General features: G+C 65.1%; 22 protein-coding genes. 9 read left to right on the top strand and 13 right to left on the bottom strand.

Annotated features, from left to right (window positions below):
• Positions 1-29 precede the first annotated feature (29 nt).
• The gene (locus ACQY4V_RS11875; RefSeq protein WP_428511928.1) at positions 30-266 is read left to right on the top strand and encodes a hypothetical protein; all 237 of its coding nucleotides are present in this window, start codon (positions 30-32) and stop codon (positions 264-266) included.
• Between the two features lie 145 nt (positions 267-411).
• On the opposite strand, the gene ACQY4V_RS11870 is transcribed toward ACQY4V_RS11875, so the two are convergent.
• Positions 412-615, bottom strand: coding sequence for a dodecin family protein (locus tag ACQY4V_RS11870; protein WP_152474046.1), 204 nt, complete (start codon positions 613-615; stop codon positions 412-414).
• Between the two features lie 104 nt (positions 616-719).
• On the opposite strand from ACQY4V_RS11870, the gene ACQY4V_RS11865 reads away from it, so the two are divergent.
• Positions 720-1,136, top strand: a complete 417-nt coding sequence (locus ACQY4V_RS11865) for a secondary thiamine-phosphate synthase enzyme YjbQ (protein WP_428511926.1) — start codon at positions 720-722, stop codon at positions 1,134-1,136.
• Positions 1,137-1,139: 3 nt separating this feature from the next.
• Here ACQY4V_RS11865 and ACQY4V_RS11860 read toward each other — a convergent pair whose 3' ends face one another.
• The gene (locus ACQY4V_RS11860; protein WP_428511924.1) at positions 1,140-1,817 is read right to left on the bottom strand and encodes an SDR family oxidoreductase; all 678 of its coding nucleotides are present in this window, start codon (positions 1,815-1,817) and stop codon (positions 1,140-1,142) included.
• Positions 1,818-2,045: 228 nt separating this feature from the next.
• On the opposite strand from ACQY4V_RS11860, the gene nrdR reads away from it, so the two are divergent.
• The 3 genes from nrdR to ACQY4V_RS11845 all read left to right on the top strand — a co-directional run bounded on the left by nrdR (position 2,046) and on the right by ACQY4V_RS11845 (position 4,700).
• Positions 2,046-2,522: a transcriptional regulator NrdR gene (gene nrdR, locus ACQY4V_RS11855; RefSeq protein ID WP_152493239.1), complete on the top strand. Its 477-nt coding sequence runs from the start codon at positions 2,046-2,048 to the stop codon at positions 2,520-2,522.
• A complete protein-coding gene (gene ribD / locus ACQY4V_RS11850) occupies positions 2,519-3,637 on the top strand; it encodes a bifunctional diaminohydroxyphosphoribosylaminopyrimidine deaminase/5-amino-6-(5-phosphoribosylamino)uracil reductase RibD (protein WP_428511921.1) in 1,119 nt (372 codons plus the stop codon). Before nrdR ends, ribD begins: the two co-directional genes overlap by 4 nt.
• A 289-nt stretch (positions 3,638-3,926) precedes the next feature.
• Positions 3,927-4,700 (top strand): hypothetical protein, encoded by a 774-nt coding sequence (locus tag ACQY4V_RS11845; protein ID WP_428511919.1) that lies wholly within the window; start codon positions 3,927-3,929, stop codon positions 4,698-4,700.
• A gap of 60 nt (positions 4,701-4,760) precedes the next feature.
• On the opposite strand, the gene ACQY4V_RS11840 is transcribed toward ACQY4V_RS11845, so the two are convergent.
• Genes ACQY4V_RS11840 through ACQY4V_RS11830 form a run of 3 tightly spaced genes read right to left on the bottom strand, consistent with a single transcriptional unit; the run spans position 4,761 to position 6,609 of the window.
• A complete protein-coding gene (locus ACQY4V_RS11840) occupies positions 4,761-5,711 on the bottom strand; it encodes a sensor histidine kinase (protein WP_428511917.1) in 951 nt (316 codons plus the stop codon).
• On the bottom strand, positions 5,708-6,400 hold the full coding sequence (locus ACQY4V_RS11835; RefSeq protein WP_428511915.1) for a response regulator transcription factor: 693 nt from the start codon (positions 6,398-6,400) through the stop codon (positions 5,708-5,710). The genes ACQY4V_RS11840 and ACQY4V_RS11835 overlap by 4 nt, the downstream gene beginning before the upstream one ends.
• The gene (locus ACQY4V_RS11830; RefSeq protein ID WP_428511913.1) at positions 6,397-6,609 is read right to left on the bottom strand and encodes a hypothetical protein; all 213 of its coding nucleotides are present in this window, start codon (positions 6,607-6,609) and stop codon (positions 6,397-6,399) included. Before ACQY4V_RS11830 ends, ACQY4V_RS11835 begins: the two co-directional genes overlap by 4 nt.
• Before the next feature lie 172 nt (positions 6,610-6,781).
• Between ACQY4V_RS11830 and deoC the strand changes: the two genes are divergently transcribed.
• Positions 6,782-7,771 (top strand): deoxyribose-phosphate aldolase, encoded by a 990-nt coding sequence (deoC, locus tag ACQY4V_RS11825; protein ID WP_428511911.1) that lies wholly within the window; start codon positions 6,782-6,784, stop codon positions 7,769-7,771.
• 11 nt (positions 7,772-7,782) lie between these two features.
• Positions 7,783-10,122: an aldehyde dehydrogenase family protein gene (locus ACQY4V_RS11820; RefSeq protein WP_428511909.1), complete on the top strand. Its 2,340-nt coding sequence runs from the start codon at positions 7,783-7,785 to the stop codon at positions 10,120-10,122.
• A gap of 57 nt (positions 10,123-10,179) precedes the next feature.
• Here the strand turns inward: ACQY4V_RS11820 and ACQY4V_RS11815 are convergent, their stop codons facing one another.
• The 4 genes from ACQY4V_RS11815 to ACQY4V_RS11800 form a co-directional block, all read right to left on the bottom strand.
• A complete protein-coding gene (locus ACQY4V_RS11815) occupies positions 10,180-10,854 on the bottom strand; it encodes a cupin domain-containing protein (RefSeq protein WP_428511907.1) in 675 nt (224 codons plus the stop codon).
• A gap of 52 nt (positions 10,855-10,906) precedes the next feature.
• On the bottom strand, positions 10,907-12,946 hold the full coding sequence (locus tag ACQY4V_RS11810; RefSeq protein ID WP_428511905.1) for a capsular polysaccharide biosynthesis protein: 2,040 nt from the start codon (positions 12,944-12,946) through the stop codon (positions 10,907-10,909).
• On the bottom strand, positions 12,946-14,037 hold the full coding sequence (locus tag ACQY4V_RS11805) for a polysaccharide biosynthesis/export family protein (RefSeq protein ID WP_428511903.1): 1,092 nt from the start codon (positions 14,035-14,037) through the stop codon (positions 12,946-12,948). The genes ACQY4V_RS11810 and ACQY4V_RS11805 overlap by 1 nt, the downstream gene beginning before the upstream one ends.
• A gap of 150 nt (positions 14,038-14,187) precedes the next feature.
• Entirely contained in the window at positions 14,188-15,480 is a 1,293-nt protein-coding gene (locus ACQY4V_RS11800) for a capsule biosynthesis protein (RefSeq protein WP_428511901.1), read from the bottom strand.
• 152 nt (positions 15,481-15,632) lie between these two features.
• On the opposite strand from ACQY4V_RS11800, the gene ACQY4V_RS11795 reads away from it, so the two are divergent.
• On the top strand, positions 15,633-16,220 hold the full coding sequence (locus ACQY4V_RS11795) for a riboflavin synthase (protein WP_428511899.1): 588 nt from the start codon (positions 15,633-15,635) through the stop codon (positions 16,218-16,220).
• Between the two features lie 239 nt (positions 16,221-16,459).
• Positions 16,460-17,422 carry a hypothetical protein gene (locus tag ACQY4V_RS11790; RefSeq protein ID WP_428511897.1) on the top strand — a complete coding sequence of 321 codons (963 nt, stop codon included), beginning with the start codon at positions 16,460-16,462 and terminating at the stop codon, positions 17,420-17,422.
• Between the two features lie 87 nt (positions 17,423-17,509).
• Here ACQY4V_RS11790 and ACQY4V_RS11785 read toward each other — a convergent pair whose 3' ends face one another.
• The 4 genes from ACQY4V_RS11785 to ACQY4V_RS11770 form a co-directional block, all read right to left on the bottom strand.
• Entirely contained in the window at positions 17,510-18,160 is a 651-nt protein-coding gene (locus tag ACQY4V_RS11785) for a DUF3726 domain-containing protein (protein ID WP_428511895.1), read from the bottom strand.
• Positions 18,157-19,848 (bottom strand): hypothetical protein, encoded by a 1,692-nt coding sequence (locus tag ACQY4V_RS11780; RefSeq protein WP_428511893.1) that lies wholly within the window; start codon positions 19,846-19,848, stop codon positions 18,157-18,159. Before ACQY4V_RS11780 ends, ACQY4V_RS11785 begins: the two co-directional genes overlap by 4 nt.
• Before the next feature lie 68 nt (positions 19,849-19,916).
• Complete coding sequence (locus ACQY4V_RS11775; protein ID WP_428511891.1) at positions 19,917-21,485, bottom strand: BCCT family transporter; 1,569 nt, start codon at positions 21,483-21,485, stop codon at positions 19,917-19,919.
• A gap of 44 nt (positions 21,486-21,529) precedes the next feature.
• Complete coding sequence (locus ACQY4V_RS11770) at positions 21,530-22,525, bottom strand: membrane dipeptidase (protein ID WP_428511889.1); 996 nt, start codon at positions 22,523-22,525, stop codon at positions 21,530-21,532.
• Between the last annotated feature and the right edge of the window lie 306 nt (positions 22,526-22,831).

Here is a 22,831-nt window from a genome sequence, read left to right as displayed (position 1 = left end):
TTCTTGCGACCTTTAAAGGAGATTTTCCGATGTCAGACCGCGTGAACGAGAGCGCCGACACTTTTACCTTGGTTGCCGTGTCGGGAGCGGAAAGCGGCGACGGTATGGAAGACATGATCTGGATTGACCTGGATCCACCCGTTTCGAATTCGGTAGGTCACCGGGGGAGCATACTGACAGCGGAAGAGGTTGAGCCGCTGGCGGACGAAGTCGATCCGCAGCCATTGCTTATGATCGTCGCAGACCAACAGGATTTCTGGTATTGAACGACCCGCGCTGGCGGATCGTCGAGGAACAGACAAGCTTCGATTGACAAGGCCCCCTTGGCTTTACGGTCAAGGGGGCCATTGCGTCGGTTCGGTTACAAATTCGGCAAGTCCAGCAAGTAGACCCGCCGTTCCCGCATTGGCATTAGTCGTCCAGCAGGAAGGTCACGGCGAGGTTCACTCGGAACTCCGACACGTTTCCATTTGACACGCTGACGTTCGAATCCTTGATCCACGCGCTCTCGATATTGCGCAGCGTCTTGGACGCGCGCTGAATGCCCTGCTTGACGGCATCATCGAAGCTTTCTTTCGATGTCGCGGAAATTTCGGTTACTCGTCCGATAGACATTTGGTTCCTCCTTTTCCGTCCATTAAAGAAACGCGACAGGCGCGACCCTTGTTCCTGACCGTCCCTCACTGGCGGAATTCGGCTGACACGGGTATACCGCAGACATGCAAAGAGCGTTTACGATCGAGACGCGGGGTCAAGGCCTTTACGAATTCACCCCGGACGTGTGCGACTGGGTGGCGGACCAGGGCGTGCAGAGCGGGCTTTTGACGCTCTTCATCCGTCACACGTCCGCCAGCCTTCTGATTCAGGAAAATGCCGACCCGGAGGTGCAGACCGACTTGCGCAGCTACTTCGCGCGACTGGTGCCGCCGACGAATGATCCGGCCATGGCGTACCTGAACCATACCAATGAAGGACCCGATGACATGCCCGCGCACATCAAGGCGGCGATGATGCCGGTGAGCCTGTCGATTCCGGTTGGCGCGGGTCGGCTCGCACTGGGCACCTGGCAAGGCATCTACGTCTTCGAGCATCGCGATGCGCCGCACACACGCAAAGTGGCGGCGCATCTATCCTGAGGCTCAGCCGGTGGGCATGATCACCATCTCGCGCACATCCGCGCGCTCGGGCTGTTCAATGGCGTAGACCACGGCATTCGCGATATCCTCGGGCTTCAGCTTGTCGGGCTTTGCCTCGTCGAAGAACGGCGTGTCGACCATGCCGGGGCAGATGACCGTGCAGCGACCGCCCCATTCACGCATCTCCTCGCTGAGATTGCCGGCAAAGCCCTGCACGAACCATTTGGACGCGCCGTAGATCGAACCGGGCAGGTTGATCTTGCCGGCGACCGAGCCGGTCAGGACCGCGTGTCCCTTGGCTTTTTTCAGGTGCGGATAGGCGGCCTTGACGGTGTAGAGCAGCCCGTTGATGTTGAGATCGAGCATGACGCGCCACTCGTCCGGGTCACCTTTCTCGACGCCTGCCGTGTCGAGGCCGCGACCGGCATTGGCGAACGTCGCATCGAGGCCACCGAAATGATCGGCGGCGGCGTCGACGGCGGCTTTAAGTTCCTCGAAATCGGTGACATCGCCGGGCAGCGCAAGAGCGTGATCCGTGCCAAGCTCTTCTACGAGGGAGTCGAGTTTGTCCTTGCTGCGCGCAAAGAGCGCCACAGTCCAGCCGGCGGCGACGGCCTTGCGGGCGGTTTCGGCGCCGATGCCTGTTGAGGCGCCGGTGATGAAGAGGGTCCTGCGGGTCATGAAAATCCTTCTCGTTCAGTGATTGGGTGATCTCTGCCGTGGCAACGGGTGCAGCATGATCGCGTTCCAAAGACGCTTTGTCGCAGCCCAATGGATATGAAATAGCGCTTGATGTTGCGGCTGCAAATGCCCTCTACCCAAAACTTTGCGGCTGTCCTATAGTGGCTGTGGATAACTGGGCTTCAGACCCATGACCGTCAGAGGCAGAGAAGAAAAGGGGACCGGCCGATGCGCTGCCCGTTTTGCGGAAATATCGACACCCAAGTGAAGGATTCACGCCCCGCAGAGGATCATGTTTCGATCCGGCGGCGGCGATTTTGCCCGGCTTGTGGCGGGCGGTTCACCACCTATGAACGTGTGCAGCTGCGCGACCTGGTGGTGGTGAAGACCAATGGCCGGCGCGAGGATTTCGACCGCGACAAGCTGGAACGTTCGATCCGGATCGCGTTGCAGAAACGACCCGTCGAACCGGAGCGGGTAGAGCAGATGATTTCCGGCATCGTCCGGCGGCTGGAATCCCTGGGCGAGACCGATATTCCCTCCAAGACAGTGGGCGAGATCGTCATGGAAAGTCTGGCCCGGATCGACACGGTGGCATATGTGCGCTTTGCCAGCGTCTACAAGAACTTCCAGGCCGCGGACGATTTCGACAAGTTCGTGAGCGAGTTGCGGCCCGGCGTGGTGGAAGAGCCCGGCGAGTCGTGAGCGCGGCGGACATCCGCTATCTCCGGCTGGCACTCGGTCTCGGACGTCGCGGATTGGGGCGAACGTGGCCCAATCCGGCCGTGGGATGCGTTATCGTCAAGGACGGCAGAATCGTCGGGCGCGGCAATACCGGGCTCGGCGGGCGGCCTCATGCAGAGCGCGTTGCGTTGGATCAGGCGGGGCCGACGGCGCGCGGTGCAACCGCCTATGTCAGTCTGGAACCCTGCGCGCATCACGGGCGGACCCCACCCTGTGCCGACGCCATTATCGCGGCCGGAATTCAGAGGGTCGTCGTTGCGATCGGAGATCCGGACCCCCGTGTGTCCGGGCGCGGTTTCGCGGCGCTGCGCGCGGCCGGCATCTCGGTCGAGATCGGGTCTTGCGCCACCGAGGCGCGTTATGACCTGGGGGGCTTTCTAAGCCGGATGACCCGGGGGCGCCCGGAAGTGACGTTAAAGCTGGCCACCTCGTTCGACGGTCGCATCGCGACCGCCAGCGGCCACAGTCAATGGATCACCGGGGCAAGCGCGCGCCGATGGGTCCATTCCGCGCGGTCGAGACACGATGCTGTCATGGTCGGGGCGGGCACGGCCCGTGCGGACGACCCATCGCTCACGGTGCGGGACCTGGGTGTCGAACACCAGCCGATCCGCGTGGTCGTCTCGCGCAGGCTGGACGTACCTTTGATGTCGACATTGGCCCGTACGGCGTCACAGGTGCCGGTCTGGATGTGCCACGGCCCGGACGCAGACGCAAATCTGATAGAGGCGTGGCGCGGACTGGGTGCCGAGATGGTGCCTTGCGGTCTGTCGGGGCGACAGTTGGACATGACGTCGGTCATGGAGGAACTGGGAAAGCGCGGCCTGACAAGGATTTTCTGCGAGGGAGGCAGTGCCTTGGCGGCATCGCTGCTGGCCGACGGTCTGGTGGACCGGATGGCCGGCATCACGGCCGGATTTGCCATGGGAGCGGAAGGTTTACCCGGCATCGGAGCGCTGGGCCTCGACCGACTTGATGGTGCGCAGCGGTTCGATCTTGTCGAACAGCGGGCGCTTGGATCGGATGTTTTGCATGTCTGGATTGCAAGGTCCCCGCCCGGGGTTCTAGAGTCTTGACGACGATCCGGCAGAGGAGGGGCCGGCAATGATCAGGGGACTGTGCGGGGCAATTCTGGCAGGCTGGCTTTGCGCCGGCGCGGCAACGGCGCAGGCGGTCTTCGACGAGACCGTGGCACTTTGGCTGTCCGGCGACGATGCCGGCAGTCTGCCGAGACTTGCGGAACTGGCGCAAGAGGGGCATGCGGATGCCCGCATCTTGCTCGCCCGGATAGAAACGATGGATCGCGGGCCGTCGCCCTACCGCATGGGGCTTGCACCGCAGGAGCGGCGTGCGCTGTTCCGAGACATGTCCGACAAGTCGCGTTTCGGGCGTAGCTGGCTTGCAGTCGAGGCCAAGCGCGGTAACCGGCTGGCAGAAATGTTCCTGCGATCGCGAAAACCCTTTCTGCAGTTACAGACGCATTTCGCCCTTTGGCAAGCCGGTGAGCGCCAGGCGACGGAGTACCCAACGCGGATTGCCGCGCTGTACGGCTCGCGGACAATGCGTGAAAAGCTATTGGCAAGCGAAACGATTCTGCCCGAAATGCGACCCTACCTGGCTTTTCTGGCGGACATCCCCGAACCGCAAGCGGACGGAATGGCAGCGTTGCGCCACATGGTCGGGCTCGGCGAGCAAGTGATCAGTGCCGACGACCCGGAGACGTTGGGCATGGCGCAATTCCTGGCACTGGGGTTCGGCTTTGGCGACGTTTCGGCACGAAACCGGTGGCGGCAGGCCGTGGAAGAATGGGTGCTGACGGATCTGTCAACACGCCCGATTGCCGACCTTTGCCGCACCGCGTGCCCCAAGGATACGGGCGCATGTGCGGTAACTTTGTTTGCGCTGACAGGGGGGTTTTACGGGGTGACCCGCCTTGACAGCCCATACGAGAAAGTCATCGCGCAGGAACAGTTTCTGAACAGCCCGCGCGCCCGGATCATGACCCTGCGCCGCGCCGCGTTGGCGCGCGACGAGCCGAACCAGAAATACCTGTCGGATCGCCCCGGGATATCGCGATTGTCGAGTTGTGCGGCGGTTCTGGTCTTGCGCGAACGCGCGAAATACGACGCGCTGCACTAAGGCGTTTCGCCTTTGGTCGATGCCTCAGTATAAAGGCGAAACGCTTTGACGCCCGGTCGATCACTCGAAGGTAATTTCGAAACACGCGCCCTGTTGTTGGGGCGCCAAGGCGATGTCGCCCTTCGCGGCGCGCAGCATCGTCTGTACGATGGCCAAACCCATACCAGTGCCGCCTTGTGTCCGACGCGTCGTGAAGAACGGCTCGAAAATGCGGGCCCGGTTGCCAATCGCGATGCCTGGTCCGTCGTCCTGCACGGTAAACCCCGAGGGGGTGCCCGCGACGGTCAGAGTTCGGGAGCCATGGGCCGCTGCATTCTGGGCAAGATGCGTCAAGATGGCCTGTAGTGCATGCCGGTCCAGTGGCACCTCGCGATCATGCCGAAGCTCGACCGAAAGGCCGGTGTCCAGGACGTCAATGGCCTGTGACAATCTCGTCGGGCCGCGTCCCATCGGATCGCGGGCAGAGGCCAGGCGACGCAGCGCTTCCAGAAGCACCTGCATCTTCAACGCGGACGTACGGATCGTTTCGGTAAGCTTTGCGCGATCTTCTTGGGGCATGTCCTCTTCAAGAAGCTCGGTCGCGCCGATCAGGCTGGTGAGCGGCGATTTCAGCTCGTGTGTGACGTGGTTAGTGTAGGCTCTCAGGCCCGCCTCGCGGTCCTGAAGCGTGCTGCCCATGTCCAGAACCGCTTGCCCCAATGCCGTCAGTTCGGGCGTTCCGAAATGCTCGGGCAAGGGCGCATCGTCGCGCCCGTCCTTCACAGCCTTGGCGTGGGCGGTGAGGGCATAGACAGGCCGCAGAACCAGGCGCCATAAGAGAAACGCCAACAACAGCGTGACGACCACCGCCAGCGTGCCGATCAGAAGCGTTGTCTCGCCCCAGCCAAGGATAAAGCCCGCAACCTTGAAATAGCCGATCGCGATGACCGGCAGAACCAGAACGGCCGACAGGGTGCCGCCGATCACCAGCGACAGCGGCGGGCGCCATTTCTGGCGAATGCGTCGCTTCATGCCGGCTGACATGCGCCCATTCGGATGCCCACACCGTGCACCGTTTCGATCGCATTCTTGCATCCGGCATCCGCCAGCTTGGCCCGGAGGTTGCGCAGGTGACTGTCGAGCGTACGGTCGGAAACATGAATAGTCGGGCCGTAGACCGCATCGGTGAGCTGCGCCTTGGTCGCGATGTGATCGGGCCGGGCCATGAGATGCGCGAGAAGTTCCATCTCTCTCGCGGTAAGCGCGATGGCCTGCGCGCCGAAGTTGCACAGATGCCGCCCCGGATCGAGGCGCAATCCGCCGTGGCTGAGCAGTTGAGCGGCGTCGGGGACCGGGCCCGTTTCCGTGCGCTTCAGGATGGCGCGGATGCGGGCCACCAGTTCACGCGGCGAAAATGGTTTGGTCACATAGTCGTCGCCGCCGAGTTCGAAGCCGAGCACGCGGTCGATTTCCTCGTCACGCGCCGTCAGGAACAGCACGGGCGTCTGGTGCTCCGCCCTCAACCGGCGGCACAGTTCCAGACCGTCCATTTCGGGCAGGCCTATATCCAACACGATCAAATCGGCCTTGCCGTTTCGGGCCTTGGCCAGCCCCTCGGCACCGTCACCCGCTTCGGTGACCGCATGACCGGCTTTCTTCAGCGCGATCCGCAGCACATCGCGGATTTGCGGGTCGTCGTCGACAATCAGGATATGGCTCATTGAGGCGTCCGCAGGCGTACCGTTTCCGGCATGAAGCTAGGCGATTGATCGGGCGCGGAAAAGCCCTGTCGTGCCCCCGGTCCGTCCGAAGCCGCGCCGGTCAGGGCAAGACCCGACAGGATGGCAAGGCCGAGCGCGCATAAAAGCGCGTTGCGCCGGCTTTGTCTGCGGCGACGGGGCTGGGGGTCGATCAGTAGGGCGCGAGACATATTTCTCTCCTTTGGCCTGTCCGGTTCACTCGGACAGGCTATCGGCTGAACGTGCAGCGCGTGACCGTCCAGTCGTGCAGAAAACGTGCAGGGCCAGTGTCAGGCTTCAGCTTGCCATCCCCCCACGCGCGTGCGACGATTCACGAGTGAGTTTCCTGCTTTCACGGTATCCATGACGACCCGGACCGACACCGCGCCCCTGCACTTGCCGATAGCGGCGGAGCCACGCAACGAGGGCATGCCGCTTGACCTCGATCGCGTTGCCGGCGTGCGGGCCAATACCTCTGCCATCGAGCGTCGGGCATCTACGCTTTGGGGGCGGCGCTCGGTGAAGAACGACTACCAGGCGGCGTGGCTCTGCCGTGCGATCAGCTGCATTGATCTGACCACGCTGGCGGGCGACGACACGGTCGGCCGGGTCTCGCGCCTGTGTGCCAAAGCCCGGCGGCCGGTCCGGGAAGATCTGTTGCACGCGCTGGACATGTCAGGTCTGACGGTCGGTGCGGTCTGTGTCTACCACGACATGATCGCGCCCGCGAAAGCGGCATTGGAAGGCAGCGGCATCCCGGTGGCGGCGGTCTCCACGGGCTTTCCGGCGGGTTTGTCGCCCTTCCACCTTCGCGTGGCAGAGATCGAGGCGAGTGTCGCCGAAGGCGCTGACGAAATCGATATCGTCATCTCGCGGCGGCACGTGCTGAACGGTGACTGGCAGGCACTCTACCAGGAAATGCGCAGCTTTCGGGACGCTTGCGGTGCGGCCCATGTGAAGGCCATTCTTGCAACCGGAGAGCTGGGCAGTCTGCGCAACGTCGCGCGCGCGTCGCTGGTCTGCATGATGGCGGGTGCGGATTTCATCAAGACGTCTACCGGAAAGGAAAGCGTGAACGCGACGCTGCCGGTGACGCTGGTGATGCTGCGCGCGGTCCGGTCCTACCACGCGGCGACCGGATTTCGTGTCGGTTACAAGCCCGCGGGAGGGATTTCCAAGGCGAAGGACGCGTTGGTGTACCTCGCCATGATCAAGGAGGAACTTGGGGAACGATGGCTGCGGCCAGACCTTTTCCGGTTCGGAGCTTCGTCCCTGTTGGGCGATATCGAGCGGCAGTTGGAGCATCACGTGACAGGCCGGTATTCGGCAGGGTGGCGGCACGGTCTTGGATGAACGATGGTACGATGAGCGTCAAAGAGATTTTCGATAGCATGGAATACGGCCCGGCGCCGGAAAGCGCCGCCGAGGCCTATGCATGGCTGGTGGATCAGGGGGATCGCTTAGGGCATTTCATCGGCGGTGATTTCACCGCGCCCGGAGAGGGGTTCGAAGCGCGCAACCCGGCCAGTGGCGAGGTGCTGGCAACCCTGACGCAGGCAACTGCACAAGACGTGGACGACGCGGTTGCTGCGGCGCGCAACGCGCAGCGCAGGTGGGAAGGACTGGGCGGGCCGGGGCGGGCCCGCTACCTCTACGCGCTGGCACGGCTGGTGCAGAAGAACGCGCGGCTTTTCGCGGTGCTCGAGACCTTGGACAATGGGAAGCCGATCCGCGAAAGCCGGGACATCGACATCCCTCTCGTGCACCGGCATTTCTATCATCACGCCGGTTTGGCGCAGTTGATGGATGCAGAGCGGCCCAAAGTGCGCGCGCATGGGGTTTGCGGGCAAGTTATTCCGTGGAATTTCCCTTTGCTGATGCTGGCCTGGAAGGTGGCGCCGGCGCTGGCGGCCGGCAATACCGTGGTTCTGAAACCGGCCGAGTGGACCTCCCTGACGGCGCTGCTGTTCGCGGATATGTGCAGGCAGGCCGGGCTGCCCGATGGGGTGGTCAACATCGTGACCGGGGATGGCGCGGTTGGCGAGATGGTGGTTGGTCATACCGACATCGACAAGGTGGCGTTCACCGGGTCCACCGCCGTAGGCCGCCGCATCCGCGAACTGACGGCCGGGCAGGGCAAGGCGCTGACGCTGGAGCTGGGCGGCAAGAGTCCCTACCTCGTCTTTGACGATGCCGATGTCGACAGCGCCATCGAAGGGCTTGTCGATGCCATCTGGTTCAACGGCGGCCAGGTCTGTTGCGCGGGCTCGCGCCTGCTGGTGCAGGAGGGGATTGCCGAGGATTTCAATGCGCGGCTTCGGGAGCGTATGGGCAAGCTGCGGGTAGGCAACCCGCTCGACAAGTGCATCGACGTGGGCGCGATGGTCGATCCGGTGCAGGTCGCGCGGGTGCGGGAGATTCTGGATCGCAGCGAGGCGGGTGAACGATTCTCGCCGGCGGTGGAAATGCCGGAGGAGGGCGCGTATTTCCCGCCGACACTGATCACCGGGCTGGCGCCGTCCGACGACCTGATGCAGGACGAAATCTTTGGCCCGGTCCTGGTGTCGACGACGTTCAGAACACCCGATGAGGCCGTGACGCTCGCCAACAACACGCGCTACGGTCTGGCGGCATCGGTCTGGTCCGAGAACCTGAGCCTTGCGTTGGGTGTGGCGCCCAGGCTGGAGGCCGGTGTCATCTGGGTGAACGGCGCCAACATGTTCGATGCCGCGGCGCCCTTCGGAGGTGTGCGGGAAAGCGGGTTCGGACGTGAAGGCGGCTGGGCGGGGCTGGATGCATATCTTCGGCCTGCGGCCAAGCCGAAGAGGCTCGGCCCGGGGGCGGGCTTTGCGGGCAGCGGCGCGGTCGAGGGCATGGACCGGACCCCGAAGCTCTATATCGGGGGCAAGCAGGCGCGGCCCGACGGGGGATACTCCCGCGTCGTCTACGGCAAGTCCGGCAAGCCGCTGGGGCAGGTGCCGGTCGCAAACCGCAAGGATGTCCGCAACGCGGTGGAGGCGGCACGCGCAGCCGCGGGATGGGCGCGGACCAATGGTCATGGTCGGGCGCAAATCCTTTATTACATGGCCGAGAACCTGTCAGCACGTGCGGACGACTTTGCCAGGCTGCTGAATGCCATGACCGGCCGTCGCGGCGGCGCGGCGGAGGTCGAGGCCAGCGTCGACAGGTTGTTCACCTGGGCCGCCCGGGCCGACAAGTTCGCCGGCGAGGCTGTGAACGTGCCGATACGAGGCATGGCGTTGGCCCTGAGAGAGCCGGTCGGCGTGATCGGGGCGTTCTGCCCGGACGAGGCGCCGCTTCTGGGGGTCGTTTCGGTTCTGGGCGCTGCGATGGCTATGGGAAATCGCGCCGTACTCGTGGCCTCCGAGCCGTTCCCGATGGCCGCGATGGAATTTGTGCAGGTGCTGGAAACCTCGGATGTCCCGGCGGGCGTGGCGAATGTTCTGGTCGGGCCGGTTGCGGATCTTGCGCCGCACATGGCCGGACATGCGGATATCGAGGCGGTATGGAGCTTTGCCTCGGCCGATCTGTCCGAGGTCATCGAGCGCGAAAGCGCGGCAAATCTCAAGCGAACATGGGTCACGAACGGCCACGCGCGGGATTGGTACGATCCGACCGATTGCCGCGCCTTCCTAGAGGCGGCGACCGAAGTGAAAACGGTGTGGGTGCCCTACGGCGAGTGACCAAGATACCTTGCGGTGGTTGCCCAGGTCAGAAGCCTGAGACGTGAGCCGGGCACGCTATGGCTTGGGGCCGACGGGTGTTTCGCGCAGATGGTCCCGCTTGATCCAGACGCGCGCGCCGGTCGGGCCAACCTCCGCGCTGCTCGATGCGCCCTTTGGCAGCCGTAGCCAGCTGAGGCGCTCGAATGTCTCGTCGCGCTCGACAAAGCCTCCGTCGAGCACCAGCAACTCCAGCCCGTTCGGCGCGTCGAGCGACACGGTCGCGTCAGGCGCCCAGCGTTCAATGGCGACGTCCTCGCGCCCGTCAGAGAATAGCGGCACGATCTCGACAGCGTCACGATCGGGCAGATAGCGCATTTTGTTGGTGTCAACGCGCACATGGGTGCGGTCGGCAAGGTCGAACTGCCACAGCTTCACGAGGATGGTGCAGCCCGGCCCGGATCCCGGCGTGTGCGATGATTCCGGCGGGTTCCGGATATAGCTGCCTTCTGGAAAATCGCTGTGTTCGTCAGAGAAGACGCCCTCCAGCACCAGAAACTCTTCGCCGCCGGTATGGACATGAGGCGAGAACGCGCTGCCCGGGGCATAGCGGACGATCGAGGTGGCGCGGGCCACTTCGTCGCCGATGCGGTCGAGAATACGGCGATCGACGCCGGGCATGGGTGACGCCACCCAGTCTTCGCTTGCGGCGTGCACGACGGCACGTTGGGTGAAATCGCTGTTCCGGTCCATGCGGCGCTACCTCTGTTGTGTCGGTCTCAATATGGGACGCCGGTGCGAAATGTCACCGCCAGAGCCCAGCGTAAGAGGCAAAGACGCCTTGCAGCTTGAAGAGCAATCGGTTGGCGGGGCCGGGATGGGGAATATCGCCCGCGGCCAGGCGATCCAGGACAACCTCGACAGGGCAGGGTTGCCCGGTGACAGGGTCGAAATAGCGCGGGTAGTCGATGAGCGCTGCATGCACAAGGCCGTTCAGCGTGGGCCGCGCGGCGCGGCGGGCGGGGACCTGCCCAAGATCCTGAGTCAGGCCCCAACCGGCGTAAAAGGGTGCGCCGGTGGTCGTGACGGGCACGTTTCGCAACAGGGCCTCAAACCCCAGAAGCGATGTCATCGCGAAAACCCGTTGGACCTGCGTCAGCAGCCCCGCGGGGTCGGTGTGCGGCAGGACGACCGCACCCAGCCTTTCCAGTTCGGCCTGCGGAACTGTTCCGTCGCGAAGACCGCTTTCGACGTCGGGATGCGGCTTGTAGAGCAGGATCGCGTCGGGATAGGCGGCATGAGCGGCCTCCAGCAGCGCGAGGTTGGTGATGATCTGGTGAGCGCCGGTGCGGATCGATGCATCATCCTCGACCTGGCCTGGAACGAGCACGCGTGGTCCCTCGGGCAGGTCCGGAACGGGCAGCCCGAGATTGTACTTGCTCAGCCCCAGGGAAACGAGGTGCTTGATCAGGCGTTCTGCGCGCAGGTCCTGATCGGGGCGCAAGGTGCTGCGCCGGGCGATCCAGCGCTCAAGCCGGCTTTCGCGCGTGGGATCGTAGTAGATCCCGAGATCGTCGCAGACGAGCGACAGCGGAGGCACCAGTTCCGCACCCAGACCGCGCGAGCGCAGGAAGCCGTCCTCGAGCCGAATGACAGGTACATCGGCAGGTGCCTTGCTCGCCCAGCACATATGCGTGCGCCCGGTTGCGGCGGCAACCTCGGCGGCGCGGGCGGGATCATCCTTGAAGATTATGCGTTTTTCCGCGCCGAAGATCTGCTGGAGCGGCTTGCGTTTCCACAGGCGCATCCCCGAGGCCACCCAGCCGTCGCGGTCCTGGCGCCACGCGTTGGTGCGGGCCTCGAGAATGGAAATTGCGTCTTCCAGTTCGCAAAGGCAGTCGCGATGCGGATCGTACCACGTGGGATAGAGCAGCATTGCCGCGGCAAAGAGCTGAGCGCGGGAAAGATTGCGCCCACGCCGGGGCAGGGCATGCGGATGCCGGTCCTCGGTCAAGCCCCAGCCGGCATAGAATGGCTGTCCGAAGACGTGGGGTTTGTGTCCGGCAAACATCGCCTCGAATCCAAGTTGCGAGGTCACCGCGTAGACCGCCACTGCGCCTTCCATCAAGGCCCACGGGCTGACCGCGCTGGAAAAGAGCGTTACGCGGTCGCTGGTATCGTCCGGTCCGAAATAACCTTCGCGATGACCCTGAGCCGTCTCGGGATGTGTCTTGATCAACACCGGGCAGCCAGGATTGTCCGCCTGTGCATGATAGAGCATTTCGCGAAACGTGTTGGCGTCGGCTCTGCCATGGGTCACCGACGCGTCGCCACGGGTCTGGTCGAGCACCAGCACATAGCCCGGATCGGGACAGGGCGCCGCAGGATCGAAGGCGGTGTACTTGGTCAGGTGCGCCTCGGCCATGCGGGCGATGCAGCCACGGGCACGGTCCATCAGGGCGGTGTCGTCAAGCGGATGCGTGGCGAGGAGTTTTTCCAGATCGGAGGGCGCGCTGCTGTCGAAATGCACGCCCGTACGGTCGATCAGAATGCCCAGCGGTGGCTCGCCCGCGCGGCCCGGATGCAGGGATCGCAGAAAGGCATCCTCGACGCGGATCAGCCCGGCACCGGTTCGGGCTGCTACGGCCTCGCCCCGCGCGGCGTAGGGGGACCGGCCCCAGACCGCGATGAGGTCTTCGGGGCCCGGCTTGCCCAGTTTCAGGGGAAGGCCGGCGAGGTCGAGGATACGTCGAATACGTTTCTGACGCAGAAAGCCTGCGTTGAAATAGAAAACCCGCCGGGCGTAGTCGCTCCCGGCGGGTTCCGAAGGGTTTTGTTCGATCATCAGTTTCCGCTGAGGGTATCACTTGCGGTCGAGATGGATCCGACCGCGCCGAGCGTGCCGGTGAGCGCGCCGATGACCTTGCTCCACTGGGTGAAGGGGGCTTCGGTCACGTAGAGCGTGTCGTCGTCGCGGATGGCGAAGTCGCGCGCCATGAACATGCCGTTGGGCTGGGTGAGGTCCAGCACGTAGACCAGCCGCTGTGCGCCGATAAGGTCGTTGCGTCCGAGCACCTGGTTGGCGATTTCCGCCGGTTCGTTGCGCAGAACGAAAACGCCGGTGGGGTCGGCCGCGTTGGCCTGAAGACCGCCGACCTGGGCGAGGGCCTCGATCGCCGAGATGGTGGGCGACGGGAAGGGCACGCGGGCCTGGCCGCCGGTGGCGCCGAGCGCGGTGAAGGCGCGGGTGTCTTCCTCGACCAGCACGCGGTCGCCGCCGCGCAGGGCGATGTCGAATCCGGGGTGGCGAAAGAGATCCTGGAACCAGACCTTGGATCGCATGTTGCCGCGGATCACCGTCACCTGCGCGATCTCGGGTTCGATGGTGACGCCGCCTGCGGCGGCAAGCATGGTCGACAGCGTGCGGGTCGGACGTTCGATCGGATAGACGCCCTGGGCGCCGACGGCGCCAACCAGGGACACGGTCGCGCCGTCGCCGGCAAGGCGCCGCACCTCGACTTGCGGGTCGGGGGTTTGCTCGTCGAGCTTGGATGTGATGATGCGCCGGATGGCCTCGGGCGTGTTGCCGGCGGCGCGGATGCGGCCCGCGTAGGGCACGAAGATAAAGCCGGCACCGTCGACCTGCACCTCTTCCAGCAGGGTCTGGTTCGCGCCTTCGCCGGCCAGAAGACCGTCGTCGACGTTTTCCCAGATCGTCAGGCCAAGCGTGTCGCCGGGACGGATCGTGTCGGAGCCGACAAGGCCCGCGTTCTTGAAGTCCTCGGTGAAGCCGAGCGCCGGTTGCACGGCGGTTGCCCGTGTGACGCGATCATTGACGGACACCACGAAGGCGTCGCCGGAGCGTTGTACAGAACCGGAGTAGATCTGACGCTTGCTTGGCCCGGAGCGGGGGAGGAAGGTGCATGAAGCGACCATGCTCACAACGAGCAATATCGCGACGGACTTCGCCCATCGTTTGGATTGGATTTTCACTGCCCGGTCTCCTCGACCTGTTTTTCTGCCTCGGTTTTTTCAGGGACCGTAGCGTGAAGCGGTCAGAAAATCCAGTGCCTTACAGACAGACCTTCAGGTGACGGCCTGCAACTGTTGCCTTGGTGCCGCGGTGCCCGTGACCAGGGCATCGTAGGGATCGTCCGGGCTGAGCATCATGTCCACGGCCTGCCGCAGAAGCTGGCGGCGGCCGTTGGCAGAGTAAAAGCCCCCCGCGACCTGGCTGGTTTCAAGCAGGTAACGGCGATAGTCGCCGTAAGCCTTGCGGTCGGGCCGCTCGGCGCCCGCGAAGAAATCGCGCAGGGGTTTGGTCGAGACGAATTCGGGCTTGGCGTAGACCGCTTCGCCGAAGGTCTTGAGCGGAATTCCGCGCCAGAGCACCTGTTGGGCGGCGGTTGAATTTACGGTGACGGCGCTGCGGGCCTCGTTCAGCAGGCGCGCCAGTTTGCCGCCGCGCACGTAATGCACCCGGTCGAATATGCCGTGCTCGCGCGCCAGACGGCGCAGGGTGGCGCGAATGGGCGTGCGGCCATCCTCTAGCGGGTGGGCCTTGACCACGAGATGGTGGTGTTTGGGCGCGCCCATGGCGAAATTCTCTGTCACCGTTTCGAGGAATTCGGTCATCGTGTCGAAGGGCGAGTGTTTCTGGAACGAAGAGTCATGTTCCAGTTGCAGCAAGGCCAGGTGATAGGGAAAACCGCCGTGGCGGATGCGCCATGTCGCGAGGCGGCGGTCGATGGCCTGAAAGGGCATCAGGATCAAACGCTTGAGGTACAAGGCAAATTCCTGGCGCACGGTCAGGGCGCGATGGGGGCGAAAGTTGCGGTACTTGCGATTGAACAGCAGCACGCAGCCGTGATAGGCCGCCCCGTAGAAGATGTGCTGGCGCATGTCGCCCCACGACGCGGGGGGCAGGGCGGTGTCCATGTCGGAGTTTTCCAGCGCCTTGCGCATGTCGTCCACGCCCATCTCCATCAGGCGCGAGTGGCCGTTGGAGCCGCCACGCTCGTAGGTGACCCAATAGGGACGCAGATAGCCTTCTTCGAAGACATGGATGGTCAGGCCCGCCTGCCGGGCCTCCTCGACCGCCTGGGCGTGGATCATGCGGGTATCGCCGTAAAGCACGAGGTCGGTGACGTCCCTGTCGCGGACCAGCGCCCGGAAAAAGCCGCGCCATTCGTCGGCCGTGCCGGTGAAGGGAATGTAGCTGTGGCGGTCGCGCCAGAAGGCCGCGTCGCCGGCGTTGAAGCCCACGCGCCAGACCTCGGCCCCGGCGCGGCGCAGCATCTGCCCGAGTTTGGAAAAGAAAGGTCCGTGGGGACCTTGCAAAAACAAGAAGACCCGGTTGTCGCCGGTTGCTGAACTCATACCCTTCTGCCTCTGTCACGCATGACTGCGTTTAATATTTTCGACCTTAATAGACCAGCATTTAGACGAAATTAAGGCCCGGGACGCTGGGCCGGTTCTTGCCTTGTGCGGGCTGGGCCGGTAACCCGGACCAGGACCACAGGGAGACTGCCATGTTCACCGGGATCATCACGGATATGGGCGAGATACGCGGGCTGGAAAAGCGCGGCGATCTGCGGGCGCGGATCGGCACCGGCTATGACATGTCGGGCGTCGACATGGGGGCCTCGATCGCGTGCGACGGCGTGTGCCTGACGGTGGTGGACAAGGGGCCGGACTGGTTCGACGTGGACGTGTCCGCCGAGACGCTGTCGAAGACCAATCTCGACACGTGGAGCGAGGGCAGAAAAGTCAATCTTGAGAGGTCCTTACGCGTCGGAGATGAACTGGGCGGACATATCGTTTCGGGCCATGTGGATGGGCTGGCCGAGGTCGTTGCCGTCGAGGATGAAGGCGACAGCACGCGGGTGAAACTGCGGGCGCCCGAGGCGCTGGCCAAGTTTATCGCGCCCAAGGGATCGGTGGCGCTGAACGGCACCTCGCTGACGGTGAACGAGGTCGAGGGCGCGGTTTTCGGCATCAATTTCATCCCGCATACCAAGCAGGTCACGACATGGGGCCGGGTGGCCGTGGGCGACCAGGTGAACCTGGAGATCGACACGCTGGCGCGCTACGTGGCGCGGCTCGCCGAGGCGGGCTGACGCGCGAAAGTTTAACGATCTGATCATCGCAAAATCGACGTCGGTATCGCGTCGGTATCCGAGTGGTATCGCGTCGGTGCGGTGAGACGGAAAGGCGCGGATAAACGCGCCGGTCGGCGATGTGATCCCTTTATGAACCTTTCTTCCGGGCGGCCCGACCCATGCAGGGAGGCGAGTCGCGTTCGTCCCCGTCACGAGACGCGGCGGATCGCCGGCGTGGTTTCAGAGAGGTATTTCCGATGACACTCCCCCACCGATTTCACATCGCGGCGCTGACCGTGCTGATCCTCGGCAGCCTGGTCGCCGGGCGCGCCGACGCGCAGGATGCGCCGTGCAGCCATGCGGCCTGCCGGGCGGCCCAGGCGGTGGCGCCGGCCTGCCGTATCTACATGGAAGCGTCCACGGGCCGCGCGACCTTCTCGCATCGCGCGCTTCAGGGGCCGGTGTCCTTTGCCAGCCGCGACCAGCCCGATGGCTGCCTGCGGCGCGGGCAGGCATATGCCTTGCAGGGCTGGCGGTTCAACAATCGCGGCGGGCACAAGGTGCAGCGTCTCCGTCTGCTGCAACGCGCCGAGCTGTTCGATATCGCGTTCGAGGACGGTGATGGTGGCGATTACATCGACGGGTTCGCCTGGCTGGTGCCCTTGCCGCAGGGGGTGTCGATCCGGACGGTGCAGGCGCGGGAATGCCGGGGGCAGTGCAGGCTGACCCTCCCCGGGATGCGCGCGACCGACACGGTGGTTCTGACCGGGTTCGAGGTGGCGCGCGTGGGCGGCGACGGTCACGTGCGGGAGCTGGCGATCGGGCCGGCGGAATTCTCGGGTGGGCAGGGGATGATGCCGGTGACGTTCCGGGACGATGATTTCGCCTTCCGGGCGACGGTGCAATACGCGGTGCTGCCGCGGGGGGTGGTCTCGGGCCACCAGCGCGCGCGGAGCGACTACGCGCGGCAGGGCCTGCCGAACCTGTTGTCGGCGCGATACATCCACGCGGATCTGCAGAGGCCGTCGGGCCCCGGCGCGCGGATGCTGCGCGGCTTCCGCATGGCCTTTGGCAATGGTGGCCATTTCCTTGAGGATGTGGGCATCGAACCGCTGCCGAGGGCTTACATGGCGTGGTTCCAGGACAACCAGCCGGCGGTCGAACGCCGGGTGCCGGACGATCCGTTCGCGTGGTCGGTGGATTGGGTGTCGGCCCGCTGAGCGGCCCGCCCCAGAAAATTCTGCGAATTTTCCGGGGCGCGGTGGATCAGCCTGGTGCCCGGGAAAATTCGTAGAATTTTCTGGCGGTCAGTCGTTGTCGACGAGACCGGCGCCGGCGCCCGTGAGGCGGCTGGCCTCGGTTTCCGGCGCATAGGTGCGCTGGGCGAAGGTGTCGAGGATGGCAACGGCCTGTGGCATTGGTGTGGCCCGGTAGAGCCGGGTGAGGACGGTGCCGGCGCGGGCCTCGGTGGTGGAGAGATGCACGGTGTCGGTTTCGGCACAATCGAGGGCGGCGCCGGGGTCATCGAGGAGCGTCTTGCCGTCTGCCCGGGTGATCGTGCAGCCTTGCCACTGCAGAGACAGAGGCGCGCCGGTGCGGTCGGCGGCCCAAACCATATAGGGGACCAGCAAGAGCGGCCAGGCGACGGGGCCAAGCGTGACGCTGCGGCCCGCGGCCCAGTCGGCGGCCAGATCGCAGAGCGTCGCGCCGGTGACGATAGGGCAGAGCAGGCCGCCCGAGGCGGTCCATGCCTTGCCCAGAGCCTGCGGGCCAAGCGTGGCGGCGGGGGCAGCATCGTTGCGGGTCAGGACATCGGCCAGGGCCAGGGCCCCGGGCCAGCCTGCCGCGCAGGTCCAGCGGGCGGCGCGGCCGGCTTCCTCGGCCAGGCCCCAGGGGTATCCGGCGCCGCGGGTGGCCTTTCTGGCCAGCGCCTCGATTTCGTTGAGGGACCACGTCATTGCCGGCCCCCTGGCAGAGGCGGGAGGGTCCAGTCGTCGCCCGTTTCAGCCAACTCGTGCGGGAAGGGGGCGTGCTGGAACATGTTGATGCGTAGCCAGCGGTCCGAGCGGGGATCGAAATGGCAGGCGCCGAAGAAGCTGAGCTTGAGCCGCAGCATGTCGACGGGCAGCATGTCGGCGGCGAGCGTGTTGTCGCGGATCTCGGCATAGGGCAGGCGGGCGGCGATCTGGGCGCGGCGGGCGATGTGGCGATGCTGGGGGTGGGCCAGCAGGAATTCGGCGACGGTGGCCTGGGGCGCGTCCTTGAGCGCGGCATGTGCCAGCACGGCGTCGCGGCCGGGGCCGAGGGGCTGTTCGTAGGGCTCGATCGGTTCCAGCGCGCGTTCGCCCAGGCGCGGTTCAAGCTTGGCCTGGGACGTGTACCAGACGCGGGCCTGCGCCTTGGGGGCGGTCCAGTCGAGGCCGAGCGCCCACGCGTAGACGTCCTCGATGATCTGCCGCAGGCGGTCCGTGGACATGGTGCCGTCGATGGGGAAGGTGAGTTGTTCGTCGGCGGCCATGCAGGTGGTGAGCGGGTCGACGAGGTCGCCGTAGGGTTCCAGCAGAAGTGAGGCGAGCTGTTCCTGGCCTTCGAGCGACAGGTGCGCCTCGCCCCAGAGCCAGAGGCGGTTCCAGGGCTGGTCGGTGGTCAGGTCTGCCGTGTCCAGATGCGCCATGAGCGCGGCCATGTCCGAGCGCAGGTCGGTGCATTTCTGGATCTGCATGGGGTGGGCGGAGTGCCAGCCCTCGACGTGGATTTGCGCGCGGGCGGCGAAGCGGCGGAAGTCCTGCGCTGTGGTCTCGGGCGCGGTGGGGTCCGAGCGGACGCGGGCCAGCGCCTCTTCGCGGGAGGCGACCCAGGCGTTGAGGAGGGCCGGGTGGTTCACGAGGAAGGGCGCCATGCCGAGGCCGGTGGAATTGCCGATGCCGAAGCGGCGGCGCAGGGCGGGGTCGAGTGGCACGGCTGTTTCAGGCGCGCGGGCGCGGGCCATGTGGTCGACAAGGTCCATGACGAAGCAGCGGGTGAGGTACACGGACAGCATCTCGATCTGGAACGGGCCAGCGCATTCGGGGCGGTGGCGGGTCTGTTCGCGGTCCGCCGCGCCGAACTTGCCCGAGCCGTAGACCGCCGTGGTGCGCATCAGGTAGCCGACGGCGCGGACTTGTTCTTCGTCCGGTTGGTGGCCTGCGCTGAGGGCGTCGACGACGTGGTCCCAGAGGCGGACCGAGCGGTTGGCGCGGGAGAGGGACAGCTCGCGGTCGGAGATGCGGCCCGCTTCCTGTTTTGGGACGTTGTCGCGCAGGCGGGCGATGTCGGCCTCGGTGGGGATGCCGTCGAAGAGGGTGAAGGTGGCGTCCCAGGCGGTGGCGATGACGCGGTCCGAGCGTTGGTCGGCCGGCAGGTCATGGGCGAAGGCGATGAGGGAATAGGCGTGCTCGGGGCCTTGGGCGGTGTAGACGGCGTGACCGACGCCGGCCGCGTCGATGTCGAACACTGTTTGGGCGATGGTCCAGTCGTCGCGCACGAGGCGTCGCAGAAGCTGGCGCATGAAGGAGAGCCGGGTCTGGTGCGCGGCGCCGAGACGGGCCAGCGTCATGACCGTGTTGGGGTCACGGGGCTGGATCGTTTTCTGTGCCGCTTGGTCCATGCCGGCTCCTTCAATGCCGATGATAGGGGCGTTGGGGCGATCCGTCCAAGGACCGCCCCACGATTGTGTCAGTTCGCCTCGCGTCCCTTGGCAAGCGTGATGCGCAGCGCGTCCCAGAGCGAGGGCAGCAGCACCAGCGACACCGGAACGGCGGTGACGACGATGAAGCTTTGCAGTTTCGAGATGCCGCCCGAGCCGGTGTAGATCAGGATCAGGGCCATCACGCCCATGGCGATGCCCCAGAAGATGCGGACGGGAAGCGAGGGGATATCCTCGTTCGACATGGCGACCGAGATCACGTAGGTCATCGAGTCGCCCGTGGTGGCCACGAAGACCGTCGTCAGGATCAGGAAGAGGACCGAGACGATGAAGCCTGCGGGCAGCGACTGGGTGATCGCCAGCAGGGCGGCGGGCAGGTTGAAGCCTTCGAACGCGCTGGAGATGGCGCCCTGGTTGTTAAGCTCGGCGCTGATGCCGGTGCCGCCGACGATGGTGAACCAGAAGCAGGTCACGATGGGGGCGACGATCGACAGCATGATGACGATCGAGCGGATCGAGCGGCCGCGGCTGATGCGGGCGATGAACATGGCCATGAGCGGGCCGTAGCCCAAAAACCAGCCCCAGAAGAACACGGTCCACCAGCCGAGCCAGCTCGGATCGCCGAAGACGCCGGCCTCGCCGCGATAGAGCGCCATGCCGAAGAAATCGGTGATGTAGGTGGTCATGCCGCTGAAGAAGCTTTGAAAGATGAAGCCGGTGGGGCCTGCGACCAGGATGAAGAGCAGGAGGAGAGCTGCGAGGATCACGTTGAAGCGGCTGAGAATCTGGATGCCTTTCGACAGGCCCGTGGCCGCCGAGAGGGTGTAGATCAGGACGAGGCCGAGGATGACGGCGGCTTGCGTGCCGAACGTGTCGGGGAGGCCGAAGAGCGCGTTGAGGCCGTAGCTGACCTGCAGCCCCAGGAAGCCGATGGGGCCGACGGTGCCTGCGACCACGGCGATGATGCACGATGCGTCGGCGATGAGGCCGATGGGGCCTTTGATGGCCGCATCCCCGAAGAGCGGGTAGAGCAGGGTGCGCGGGGCCATGGGCAGGCCCTTTTCGTAGTGGTAATGCATCAGCATCACCGTGGTCAGCGCGCCGAGGATGGCCCAGGCGAGGAAACCCCAGTGCATGAAGCTTTGCGCCAGCGCGGGGGCGACGACTTCTGCCGTGGCGCTTTCGGCGCCGAAATAGGGGGGTGTCGACAGGAAGTGGGCCATGGGCTCGCCCGCCGCCCAGAAGACGCCGCCGCCTGCCAGAAGCGTGCACATGATCATGGCGCCCCATTGAAAGACGGGGAATTCGGGCGTGCTGAGGTTGCCCATGATCGCCCGGCTGCCGGGCAGGACGATCAGCACCAGGCCGATCAGGAACGTGGCCAGCAGCAGGAGTTGCCAGTAGAGGCCGAAATACTTGGCCGAGACCGCGAAGCTGGCGTCGACCATGCCCGACAGCAGGTCGAGGTCGTAGAGGGCCACGAGGCAGAACAGCGCGATGAAGCCGCCGGTGATGGCGAAGAGCGGTTTGTTGATGTGATGCGTGCCGCCGGAGCCGTGGGTGGCCCGGGCGTCTTGGGTATGGGTGGTGTCGGACATTCTGGTCTCCCTGTGGAATATCCATGGATGGGCGGTTTGCGCCCTCAGGACTCCGGTTCTTGTTGGTCCGGGGTGAAGTTTTCGTCGAAAAAGCGCAGCCAGTTGTCGCCCATGAGGCCGGCGATCTCGGCTTGGTTGAAACCGACCTGTTTGAGGCCGTCCGCCAGGTTCGGGAAGTCGGTGTTGTCCTTGAACCAGTCGGGTTGCGGCGGGAAGCCGGGGTTTTGGGCGGAGCCTTCGCCGTAGTCGACTTGTTTGGTCCAGCGGCCGGTGCGCATCCATCCAACGATGCTGTCGGGTTGGTCCTGGCAGAGGTCGGAGCCGATGCCGAAATGCCGGGTGCCGTAGGTTTCGGCGGTGTCGGCGATCATCTGGCAGAAGCTTTGCAGGGTGCAGTCGGTGCCGCCTGCGAGATGATGGGGATAGAGCGAAAAGCCCATCATGCCGCCATTCGAAACGACGGCGCGGATGACGTCGTCGCGCTTGTTGCGTTTCGCGGCGTGCCAGGCGTGCGGGTTGGCGTGGGTGATGGTGATGGGGCGTTGCGAGTGGTCCGCCGCCTCGATGGTGGAGCGGTGGGCGGAGTGGGACATGTCCACCACTAGGCCCACGCGGTTCATCTCGCGGATCACCTCGCGGCCCATGCGGGTGAGGCCCGCATCCTCGGCCTCGTAACAGCCCGTGGCGAGGAGGCTTTGGTTGTTGTAGGTCAGCTGCATGAAGCGCGCGCCGAGGTCGTGCCAGACCTCGACCAGGCCGATATCGTCCTCGATGGGCGAGGGGTTCTGGAAGCCGAAGAAGATGGCGGTGCGGCCGGTCTCGTGCGCGGTGCGCACATCGCCCGCCCACCGCCCCTTGATGATCAGGTCGGGGTATTGTTCGAACCAGCGGTTCCAGCGTTCGACGTTGAGGACGGTTTCGCGGAAGGTCTCGTGGTAGGCGATGGTGACGTGTACGGCGTCGAGGCCGCCCTGCCGCATCTGGCGGAAGATCTTTTCCGACCAGTTGGCGTATTGCAGTCCGTCGATGCGGTAGGTCATGGCGCGCCGCCTTCCAGCACGGATTGAACGGTTGTGCCCGGCATCGCCGGGCCGCGCCCGCCCCTCCCCACGGGCGGGCGCATCGGTGGCGTTGCGCGCCGAAGCGGTGTTCGGCGGAGTGACGTCGCCGCGCTTTGAAGGACCGTGGTGGCGCCCACCCAGGGGCGTGCACGGCCCGGCGATGGAGCACACGCCGAGACGGGGCCGCCCCTGGGGGGGCGCTGCAACATCGGAGCTTTGCAAGAGGGCCGGGTTGCGCACTCGACCCGTGTTGCGCGGGACGTTTGCCGGGCGCCCGCCCGTGGG

Origin of the sequence: Roseovarius sp., from assembly GCF_965277045.1 — a bacterium.
Classification (GTDB): domain Bacteria; phylum Pseudomonadota; class Alphaproteobacteria; order Rhodobacterales; family Rhodobacteraceae; genus Roseovarius.
The sequence above is the reverse complement of the archived record's forward strand: the minus strand, read 5'-3'. Positions and strand labels throughout refer to the sequence as shown.

Excerpts from the sequence above, each read along its gene's own strand:
- deoC (WP_428511911.1), top strand. The coding sequence starts at position 6,782 with ATGACGACCCGGACCGACACCGCGCCCCTGCACTTGCCGATAGCGGCG.
- ACQY4V_RS11845 (WP_428511919.1), top strand. The coding sequence starts at position 3,927 with ATGTCCGACAAGTCGCGTTTCGGGCGTAGCTGGCTTGCAGTCGAGGCC.
- ACQY4V_RS11805 (WP_428511903.1), bottom strand. The coding sequence starts at position 14,037 with ATGGTCGCTTCATGCACCTTCCTCCCCCGCTCCGGGCCAAGCAAGCGT.
- ACQY4V_RS11835 (WP_428511915.1), bottom strand. The coding sequence starts at position 6,400 with ATGAGCCATATCCTGATTGTCGACGACGACCCGCAAATCCGCGATGTG.
- ACQY4V_RS11820 (WP_428511909.1), top strand. The coding sequence starts at position 7,783 with ATGAGCGTCAAAGAGATTTTCGATAGCATGGAATACGGCCCGGCGCCG.
- ACQY4V_RS11785 (WP_428511895.1), bottom strand. The coding sequence starts at position 18,160 with ATGACGTGGTCCCTCAACGAAATCGAGGCGCTGGCCAGAAAGGCCACC.
- nrdR (WP_152493239.1), top strand. The coding sequence starts at position 2,046 with ATGCGCTGCCCGTTTTGCGGAAATATCGACACCCAAGTGAAGGATTCA.
- ACQY4V_RS11775 (WP_428511891.1), bottom strand. The coding sequence starts at position 21,485 with ATGTCCGACACCACCCATACCCAAGACGCCCGGGCCACCCACGGCTCC.
- ACQY4V_RS11780 (WP_428511893.1), bottom strand. The coding sequence starts at position 19,848 with ATGGACCAAGCGGCACAGAAAACGATCCAGCCCCGTGACCCCAACACG.
- ACQY4V_RS11795 (WP_428511899.1), top strand. The coding sequence starts at position 15,633 with ATGTTCACCGGGATCATCACGGATATGGGCGAGATACGCGGGCTGGAA.
- ACQY4V_RS11815 (WP_428511907.1), bottom strand. The coding sequence starts at position 10,854 with ATGGACCGGAACAGCGATTTCACCCAACGTGCCGTCGTGCACGCCGCA.
- ACQY4V_RS11790 (WP_428511897.1), top strand. The coding sequence starts at position 16,460 with ATGACACTCCCCCACCGATTTCACATCGCGGCGCTGACCGTGCTGATC.
- ACQY4V_RS11830 (WP_428511913.1), bottom strand. The coding sequence starts at position 6,609 with ATGTCTCGCGCCCTACTGATCGACCCCCAGCCCCGTCGCCGCAGACAA.
- ACQY4V_RS11770 (WP_428511889.1), bottom strand. The coding sequence starts at position 22,525 with ATGACCTACCGCATCGACGGACTGCAATACGCCAACTGGTCGGAAAAG.
- ACQY4V_RS11875 (WP_428511928.1), top strand. The coding sequence starts at position 30 with ATGTCAGACCGCGTGAACGAGAGCGCCGACACTTTTACCTTGGTTGCC.
- ACQY4V_RS11860 (WP_428511924.1), bottom strand. The coding sequence starts at position 1,817 with ATGACCCGCAGGACCCTCTTCATCACCGGCGCCTCAACAGGCATCGGC.
- ACQY4V_RS11870 (WP_152474046.1), bottom strand. The coding sequence starts at position 615 with ATGTCTATCGGACGAGTAACCGAAATTTCCGCGACATCGAAAGAAAGC.
- ACQY4V_RS11840 (WP_428511917.1), bottom strand. The coding sequence starts at position 5,711 with ATGAAGCGACGCATTCGCCAGAAATGGCGCCCGCCGCTGTCGCTGGTG.
- ACQY4V_RS11865 (WP_428511926.1), top strand. The coding sequence starts at position 720 with ATGCAAAGAGCGTTTACGATCGAGACGCGGGGTCAAGGCCTTTACGAA.
- ACQY4V_RS11800 (WP_428511901.1), bottom strand. The coding sequence starts at position 15,480 with ATGAGTTCAGCAACCGGCGACAACCGGGTCTTCTTGTTTTTGCAAGGT.
- ACQY4V_RS11810 (WP_428511905.1), bottom strand. The coding sequence starts at position 12,946 with ATGATCGAACAAAACCCTTCGGAACCCGCCGGGAGCGACTACGCCCGG.